At 67.9% G+C, this 8,440-nt stretch carries 8 protein-coding genes; 5 read left to right on the plus strand and 3 right to left on the minus strand.

Going from position 1 to position 8,440, the window contains the following annotated elements; all coding sequences use genetic code 11:
- Positions 1–12: 12 nt before the first annotated feature.
- The gene (locus V3328_RS06485; protein ID WP_340328796.1) at positions 13–1,302 is read left to right on the plus strand and encodes an NAD(P)/FAD-dependent oxidoreductase; all 1,290 of its coding nucleotides are present in this window, start codon (positions 13–15) and stop codon (positions 1,300–1,302) included.
- An 8-nt stretch (positions 1,303–1,310) separates the two neighbouring features.
- Positions 1,311–2,213, plus strand: a complete 903-nt coding sequence (locus V3328_RS06490) for a homocysteine S-methyltransferase family protein (protein WP_340328797.1) — start codon at positions 1,311–1,313, stop codon at positions 2,211–2,213.
- A gap of 32 nt (positions 2,214–2,245) precedes the next feature.
- On the opposite strand, the gene V3328_RS06495 is transcribed toward V3328_RS06490, so the two are convergent.
- The 3 genes from V3328_RS06495 to V3328_RS06505 form a co-directional block, all read right to left on the minus strand.
- Positions 2,246–2,986: an SDR family oxidoreductase gene (locus tag V3328_RS06495; protein WP_340328798.1), complete on the minus strand. Its 741-nt coding sequence runs from the start codon at positions 2,984–2,986 to the stop codon at positions 2,246–2,248.
- A 156-nt stretch (positions 2,987–3,142) separates the two neighbouring features.
- Positions 3,143–3,775: a lipase family protein gene (locus tag V3328_RS06500; protein ID WP_340328799.1), complete on the minus strand. Its 633-nt coding sequence runs from the start codon at positions 3,773–3,775 to the stop codon at positions 3,143–3,145.
- Positions 3,776–3,882: 107 nt separating this feature from the next.
- The gene (locus V3328_RS06505) at positions 3,883–4,647 is read right to left on the minus strand and encodes an SDR family oxidoreductase (protein WP_340328800.1); all 765 of its coding nucleotides are present in this window, start codon (positions 4,645–4,647) and stop codon (positions 3,883–3,885) included.
- A gap of 189 nt (positions 4,648–4,836) precedes the next feature.
- Between V3328_RS06505 and V3328_RS06510 the strand changes: the two genes are divergently transcribed.
- From V3328_RS06510 to V3328_RS06520, 3 genes are read left to right on the plus strand one after another with little or no spacing between them, the layout of a single operon-like run.
- On the plus strand, positions 4,837–5,571 hold the full coding sequence (locus V3328_RS06510; RefSeq protein WP_340328801.1) for a CerR family C-terminal domain-containing protein: 735 nt from the start codon (positions 4,837–4,839) through the stop codon (positions 5,569–5,571).
- Positions 5,571–6,521: an HlyD family secretion protein gene (locus V3328_RS06515; RefSeq protein ID WP_340328802.1), complete on the plus strand. Its 951-nt coding sequence runs from the start codon at positions 5,571–5,573 to the stop codon at positions 6,519–6,521. The genes V3328_RS06510 and V3328_RS06515 overlap by 1 nt, the downstream gene beginning before the upstream one ends.
- Before the next feature lie 46 nt (positions 6,522–6,567).
- The gene (locus V3328_RS06520) at positions 6,568–7,503 is read left to right on the plus strand and encodes an ABC transporter ATP-binding protein (RefSeq protein WP_340328897.1); all 936 of its coding nucleotides are present in this window, start codon (positions 6,568–6,570) and stop codon (positions 7,501–7,503) included.
- Positions 7,504–8,440 lie beyond the last annotated feature (937 nt).

Below are 8,440 nucleotides of genomic sequence, written 5' to 3' on the forward strand. Positions count from 1 at the left end.
CGCGAGTGATACATGGCGGGACAGGGCGCACCCTATCCAGCTGACTCCTGGTACACGGCGACCGCCCACACGCTCGATCCGTTTCCGCCGCTCGACGGTGACATCAGGGCCGACGTCGCCGTCGTCGGTGGGGGCTTCACCGGACTGTCGGCGGCACTGCATCTCGCCGAGCGCGGCGTCGACGTCGTGCTGCTCGAGGCGAACAGGGTCGGCTGGGGCGCATCCGGCCGCAACGGCGGCCAGGTCCATTCAGGCCAGCGCCGCGACGTCGAATGGCTCGAGGCGCATCTGGGCGTCACGCGGGCGAAGGAGCTCTGGTCGCTCGCAGAGGAATCCAAGCAGCTTCTCCGCGACCTCGTAGAGCGGCACGGCATCGACTGCGACCTGCGCCACGGCATCTTCAGCGTCGCCCACAAGCCGCGCTACGTGGCTGACGAGAAGAAGTATGTCGAGAAGCTGCGCCGCGACTACGGCTACCAGGAGATCGAGTGGATCGAGCGCGACGCTCTCGCCGACGCGCTTGGCACCGATGTCTATTTCGGCGGCATGCGCGACGGCGGCGCCGGGCATCTGCACCCTCTGAACTACGCGCTCGGCATCGCCCGCGCGGCGGCGGCCGCCGGGGCGCGGATCCACGAGGGCACCGAAGTCACCGCGCTGGAGGGTAGCGATACCCGGGTGCTCGTCACCCCGCGCGGGCGTGTCAGCGCCGACACGGTGATCCTTGCCGGCAACGGTTATCTGGATGGCATCGAACCGGACACCGAGACCCGCGTGATGCCGATGAACAACTACATCCTGACCACAGAGCCGATCGGCGCGGGCGTGGCAGGCGGGATATTGAAGGGCGGCGAGGCGGCATCGGATTCGCGCTTCGTGATCTACTACTGGCGGCCGACGCCCGATGGCCGGCTGCTGTTTGGCGGCGGCGAGACCTATTCGCGCAAGCTGCCCTCCGACGTGCGGGCGTTCGTGCGAAGGCACATGCTGAACATCTATCCGGATCTCGGCGATGTCCGCATCGACCACGCCTGGGGCGGCACCCTCGCCGTGACCGTCAACCGGCTGCCCTACATCCGCAAGCTGCGCACCGGCGTCTATGTCGGCGCCGGGTTCTCGGGGCAGGGCGTGACGATCGCGCCGCTGGCCGGCAAGGTTCTCGCCGACGCCATTACAAACGCACCGGCACGGCTTGACGCCTTCGCCGATCTGCCCTGTCCGCCGTTTCCGGGGGGCAAGTGGCTGCGCGCGCCGACGCTCGCCGCCGCCATGACCTGGTTCGCCCTTCGAGACCGGCTGTGAGAAAAGAGATGTCCGCGCAGATAACCATTCTCGACGGAGGCATGGGACAGCAACTCGAAGCGCGCGGCGCGCCATTTCGGCGCCCCGAGTGGTCGGCGCTGGCCCTTATGGAAGGCCCCGACCATGTGCGCCGTGCGCATGATGCCTTCATTGCGGCCGGCGCGAGCGTTGTGACGACGAACGCCTATGCGGTTGTCCCCTATCACATCGGCGAGGAGCGGTTCGAGACCGACGGCGGCCGGCTGGCGGCATTGGCCGGACGGTTGGCGCGCGAGGCAGCCGAGGCGGCGGGGGAGGGGGCGGTACGGGTTGCCGGCTGCCTGCCACCCCTGTTCGGGTCGTATCGGCCGGACCTGTTCGATCCGGCCCGGGCCCCGCACCTGCTGGACGTACTGGTCGGCGCCCAGTCCCCGTTTGTCGATCTGTGGCTGGCGGAGACGATGGGCTCCATCGCCGAGGTCGAAGCCGTTCGGACTGCCCTGCGAGACGATGAGCGACCGCTGTGGGTCTCGTACACGCTCAGGGACGACGATCCTGATCTCGCCGATCCGCGGCTGCGGTCCCACGAGAAGGTGTCCGACGCGGTCGGCGCGGCGGTCGGGCTCGGCGCGGCGGCGGTGCTGTTCAACTGCAGCCAGCCGGAAGTCATGGGCGAGGCGGTGTCGATTGCCTGCCGGACGGTACGCGCTGCGGGAGCCGACATCCCGGTCGGGGTCTACGCCAACGCCTACCCGCCCATGGCCGAGGACACGGAGTCGAACACCGACGATTCGGCCGTCCGGCCGGAGCTCGAACCGCCGCTGTACCTCGTCTTCGCCCGCGACTGGGTCGCCCGCGGCGCGACGATCGTCGGCGGCTGCTGCGGCATCGGTCCGGGGCACATTGAGGTGCTGAAGGGCGGGCTCGCCTGACCCGAGGTGCCGCCTGAGCCGAGGTGCTGGCCCTAGCTCGGCTGGTTCGTCGGCCGCAGGACGATGTCGTTGGCGCTGACATGCGGTGGCTGAACCAGCGCGTAGAGTATGGATTCCGCCACGTCTTCCGGCTTCAGGGGCGTCATGGAACCCATGAAGGCCTCGAAATTCTTCTTCATCGTTGCGTCGCGCACATGCTCGACGATCTCCGTCTCGATGAAACCGGGCACTATGGTGGTCACGCGGATGTTGTCCGGGATCAGTTCCTTCCGCACGACCTCGGCGAAGGTTTTCAGCGCCGATTTCGTCGCGGCATAGACGGCGTTGCCGGGGGTGTTGAGCCGGATTCCAAGGGAACTGACATAGACCAGATGACCCGCTCCGGCCTTGCGCATGGCCGGGACGACCGCATGCGTGGCCAGCACCGGCGACACGAAATTGAGATCGGTCATCCTGATCAGATCGTCGGGGTCGGCGTCTGCGAGAGGTCCCGACAGCATCGAGCCTGCATTGTTGACCAGGATGTCGATCCTGCCGTGCGCAGCGACGACGTCGTCGATCAGCCCCTGCACGGCGGCGGGGTCGTAGAGATCGGTGCCGTGGACGCTGGTCTTGCCGGGGATCTCGGCCGCGAGCGCCTCCAGGCGATCGATCCGGCGGGCAACGAGCGCCACGGTCGCGCCGGCGTCGGCCAGTTTGCGTGCGGTCGCCGTGCCGACACCCGAAGAGGCGCCGGTGACGATCGCGACCATCCCGTCGAGCTTACCCGCCATATTGTGGTTCTCCCTATCGAAACGGCGCCCCGTTGTCCGAGACATTTGACGGGTTAGGTAGACCCCGCGCCGTGGCTTGTAAAGCGGGAGACGTCTGACAGAGCCGTGGCGGGACGGCTGCACTGCCGCGACGGCGACTTCTGTTCGGTGCGGGGACTACTTCTTCTTCGTTTCGGCCGCGGCCGTGTCCGACAGGGCAAGCGCGCGCGTATAGACGTTGTTCTGCAGCTCGGGGTTCTTGTCGATCGTGAAATGGTCGATGCCGCGGCGGCCGGACATGTCGATGTTGGCGATGGTTCCGGTGAAGCCCGCCATCGGCTGGACGAGCTTATTCTTGAGCGGCGCCTTGATATAGTAGTTCACCACCTCGGCGATGTTCTCGCCGACCCTGGTCGGCTCCACCGGATCGAAGAGCGTGACATAGGCGACGGGGATGCCGTTCTTTCCCAGGTAGTTCGCCATCAGCGGCGAGGCGCCGGCACCGAGCGAGTGGCCCACGATGATGATCGGGTATGACACAGCGTTCTGATAGCTTCGTTCGAGGACGTCGTTGGCGAAACCCGACCAGGTCGAGTGGTTGTAGACGCAGTTCTCCATCCCCAGTTCGGTGAAGTGCTGCGCCATCTGGTCCATGCCGCGCGAGAAGACGTTCGCCAGCCCACGGAATAGATAGACCTCGCCGGGACGCGTCGGCCTTATGTTCGAACATGCCGCCTCGGCGTGGCTGGTCTGAAGGACGACAAGGCCGGCAAGTGCGATTGCGGCAAACAGCGAACGGCGCATCTGCATGGATGGAACCTCATTCAAACTTGTCCGGCCCGCGGCTGTGGCGCGGACGACGTCGACATTCCCGTAGTGACTATTGGCGCTGAATCCCCAGCATCCCCGCTATTCCATCAGATGCAGCGGCCGCCGTCGACTTCCAGCGCGACGCCGGTAACGAGTGCGGCTTCGTCAGACGCCAGCCACAAGGCTGCGTTGGCGATGTCAAGCGGCGTCGAGAGCCGGCCGAGCGGAACGCTCGCGATGAACTTCTCCCGCATTTCCGGAGTGTCTTCGCCCATGAACAGGTGCAGCATGCCGGTCTCGCCGGCGACGGGACAGAGGCAGTTCACGCGGATCTTCTGCGGCGCGAGTTCCACCGCCATCGACTTCGTGGCGGTGATCGCCCAGCCCTTCGAGGCGTTGTACCAGGTGAGTCCCGGCCGCGGCCGCAGCCCCGCTGTCGATGCCGTGTTGATGATCACGCCCCCCTTGCCGCCGAGGCCATCGGCACTCATCAGCGGTACGGCTTCCAGCGCCGCGAGATAGATCGCCTTGGCGTTGACGGCGAGGATCCTGTCGAACTCGTCCTCTCCGACGTCCGTCAACGGGCGGTTGCGATGTGTAAAGCCTGCATTGTTGACGAGGATGTCGAGCCCGCCAAGGTCGTCCGTCGCCGCCGCGATCATCGACTTGACGTCGGAGCGGTCGGTGACATCCACCTCGATCGCCTTCGCCCGCGCGCCGATGTCGGTTGCCACCTGAGCTGCCCGCTCGCCGTTGAGGTCGGCAACGACGACCTTCGCGCCCTCTTCGGCAAACCGCCGCGCAATGCCTTCGCCGAAGCCCGACGCCGCGCCGGTGATCACCGCGACCTTGCCTTCCAGCCGTCCTGCCATCTTCGCTCCCTTCTCCGCTGCCGTGCCGCACTCGCCGGCGGCAACGCAACGCGTAGCTCGTCTGGGGCGGTCGGGAAAGCGGTTCGACCCGCAAGCAATCTCATCGAATCCATTCGATTGACTAATTCATTCGATTGAATGAATAATCACGAAGGCAGGAATTCGAACGGCTGGAGGATGGACGGCCCCATGACGGACGAGGGGAACAGGCCAAAGAAGACGACAGGCGGGCACGGCGGCCGCGAAATCGCGGCGGAGACGGGTTCGCCGCGCGCTTCTTCCGAGGAAACCCGCCGGAGGTTGATCGGGGCGGCGCTGGATGCTTTCGGCCGCTATGGCTTCGACGGCGCCAGCACCCGGAGGATCGCCAGCGAAGCGGGCGTCAATCTTGCGGCCATTCCCTATCATTTCGGCGGCAAGGACGGCCTGCACAGGGCGGTCGCACAGCACATCGTCGACGAAGTGAAAGGGCGTCTCGGCCCCCTCGTCGACACGATCTCGGCCGCGCTGCAGTCCGGCGAGGTGGATGCGGAGAAGGCCCGCGTCATGCTGCACGCGATGGTCGGTCAGGCCGCCGAGGTGTTGCTCGGCCATCCCGAAGCGCAACGCTGGGCGCCGTTCATCCTGCGCGAGCAGATGGATCCCTCGCCGACCTTCGACGTCATCTACGACGGGTTCATGGGCCGCGCCCACATACTCGTCACCGGGCTGCTCGCCCGCGCCACCGGCCGCTCCGAAGAAGATCCCGAGACGATCGCCCGGGCCTTCGCCCTGCTCGGTCAACTGGTCATCTTCCGGATGGGGAGGGCAATCATAGAACGACGGCTCGGCTGGACGGGCTACGGGCCCACCGAGATCGAGACGGTCAAGTCCATCCTGCAGGATACCGTCACGGCGATCATGGCGGAGGGGGAGCCCTCCTGATGTCACCCCGCATCGGTGTGCTGCTGCTTGCGGCCTTCACGGCATCGGGATGCTTCTGGGAGGCGGGAGACGACGCGCTGCAGGGCTACGTGGAAGGCGACTTCCTCGACGTGGGCGCCGAGGAAACCGGCCGCCTCGTCGCGCTGGAGGTCGTGCGCGGCGATCGGATCGATGCCGACGCCGTGCTATTCCGGATCGACGATTCCGACGCCCGGGCCGCACGGACGGAGGCCGCGGCGCGGCTCTCCCAGGCCAGGGCCCAACTGGCCGACCTGCGTACCGGCAAGCGCGAGGAGGAGATCGACGTGCTGCAGGCGCAGCGCGACGAACTGCTTGCAAGCCTCACCACCGCCCGCAACGACTTTCAGCGAAACCAGAGCCTGCATGCCTCCAACATCGTTTCGGACGCACGCATCGAGGACGCCGAGGAGCGATTCAAGGTGATTCAGGCCCGAATCGATTCGATCGAGGCGCAGATCGAGGTGGCCCGTCTGCCAGCGAGAGCAGACACCATCCGGGCCGCCGAAGACGCCGTCGATGCCGCAAGCGCGTCGGTGATGCGCATCGAGGCGCGGATCTCGCGGCTGACGGGCACCGCACCGGCGGCCGGCAGCGTCCAGGACACCTTTTTCGAACCGGGCGAGGTCGTGCCGGCCGGACGGCCCGTCGTCTCGCTGTTGCCCCCGGAAAACCTGAAGATCCGCTTCTTCGTGCCGGAGGAGCGGCTGGCCGGGATCAGTATCGGCGATGCCGTCTCCGTGAACTGCGACGGCTGCGCCGGCACCCGGACCGCCCGCGTCACCTTCATCTCGCAGGCTGCCGAATTCACCCCGCCGGTGATCTATTCGGTGCATGCCCGCCGGAAGCTCGTCTACATGGTGGAGGCGCATCCGGACGACGTGACGGGGCTGAAGGTCGGCCAGCCGGTCGATGTCAGGCTCGTGCCATGAGAGTGCCGGGAGTGTGTCGTCGGTGCCCCAGGAGTGTGCCGTGAGCATGCCGTCGGCGCGCCGCGACAACGTCATCGAGGTGCGCGGCCTGACCAAGCGCTTCGGCGACAAGACGGTCGTCGACAATGTCGACCTGCAGGTCGGGCGCGGCGAGATCGTCGGCTTCCTCGGGCCGAACGGATCGGGCAAGACGACGACGATCCGGCTGATCTGCGGCCTGCTCAGGCCGGACGAGGGGGAGGGCACCGCGCTCGGCTTCGACATCCGCTCGCAGTCGGCCGAGATCAAGGCGCGGACCGGCTACATGACCCAGCGCTTCTCCTTCTACGAAGACCTGACGATCCGCGAGAACCTCGACTTCGTCGCCCGCCTCTACGACCTCCGGCCGCGCCGCAGGGTCGTCGACGAGACGCTCGCCCGGCTCGGGCTGACGGACCGGCGCAACCAGCTCGCCGGCACCCTGTCGGGCGGCTGGAAGCAGCGGCTGGCGCTGGCCGCCTGCGTGATGCACCAGCCCGAGCTGCTGCTGCTCGACGAGCCGACCGCCGGCGTCGACCCGAAGGCGCGCCGCGAGTTCTGGGACGAGATCCACGCGCTCGCCGACGAGGGCCTGACGGTGCTGGTCTCGACCCACTACATGGACGAGGCCGAGCGCTGCCACCGCATCGTCTACATCGCCTACGGCACCGTCGTGGCGCGCGGCAGCGTCGCCGAGGTCGTGGCCGGTTCCGGGCTGAAGACCTGGATCGTCCATGGCGACGGCTCCGGCCGGCTGATGAAGGAGCTGCGCGGCCTGCCGAGCGTCGAGCAGGTCGCCCCGTTCGGCACCGACATCCACGTCGTCGGCGAGGACGCCGCGGCGCTCGAGTCGTGCGTCGGCGCGATCGCCAAGGAGCGCGGCCTCAAGGCCGAGCCCGGCGAGACCAGCCTGGAGGACGTCTTCATCCGGCTGATGACCGACGCGCAGGCGCGCGAACGATGAGCGGCGGCCCGGTCGGCAGCGGTGTTGTCGCGCGTAGGCCAGCGGCCCTTGCCGTAGTTGTCGCCGGCTCGCCTGCGGCTCGCAACCCCCCTCCCCGACCCTCCCCCGCAAGGGGGGAGGGGGCTTTAGTGGCGACTGTCTGTTGTGCGAGCCAGGGCTGGTGGGCGGGCGGAGAGCAGTCGGCGATGAGGGGTGTGCCGACAGCGGAGGTGCGTGTGCGGCACCGGCCTTCGCGGCGGTCCGCGGGGGCGGATCGTCGTGTGGAGGCAGCAGCTTGTTGCGGCTCGCCTGCGGCTCGCAACCCCCCTCCCCGACCCACCCCCGCAAGGGGGGAGGGAGCTCTTGTGGCGAGTGTCGGTTGTCCGTTCCAAGGCAGGCGGGCGGAGCGCCGGCCGATCGCCGGCTCGCCTACGGCTCGCAACCCCCCTCCCCGACCCTCCCCCGCAAGGGGGGAGGGGGAGTTCGCGGCGAGGTCCGGGCGCTTTTCTCGGAGTCGGGATGTGTCGGCGGCGTTGATGAGGGAGGTCGTCGGGACCGCGAAGGAGCGGGGTCTCAAGGCCGCGCCTGGCGAGACCAGCCTCGAGGATGTCTTCATCCGGCTGATGACGGATGCGCAGGCGCGGGAACGATGAGCGGCGTGGCGACAGCGGCCGTTCGATTGCGGCACCGGCTTTCGCGGTGGTCGGCGAGTCCGGGATGTTGTGTCGAATCAGCAGTTCTTGGCGGCTCGACTGCGGCTCGCAACCCCCCTCCCCGACCCTCCCCCGCAAGGGGGGAGGGGGACTTTGGGGCGGGTGTCGGTTGTCCGAGCTATTGCCGGGAGGCGGAGCGCCTGCCCGCCGTCGCGCCGTTGCGGAAGGCCGGACCTTTCCGCATCCGCCCCCTCCCCCCTTGCGGGGGAGGGTCGGGGAGGGGGGGCGGGGGGGGGGGGGGGGGG

The sequence above is a fragment of the Microbaculum marinum genome (genome assembly GCF_037855135.1).
In the GTDB taxonomy this organism is placed as follows: domain Bacteria; phylum Pseudomonadota; class Alphaproteobacteria; order Rhizobiales; family Tepidamorphaceae; genus Microbaculum; species Microbaculum marinum.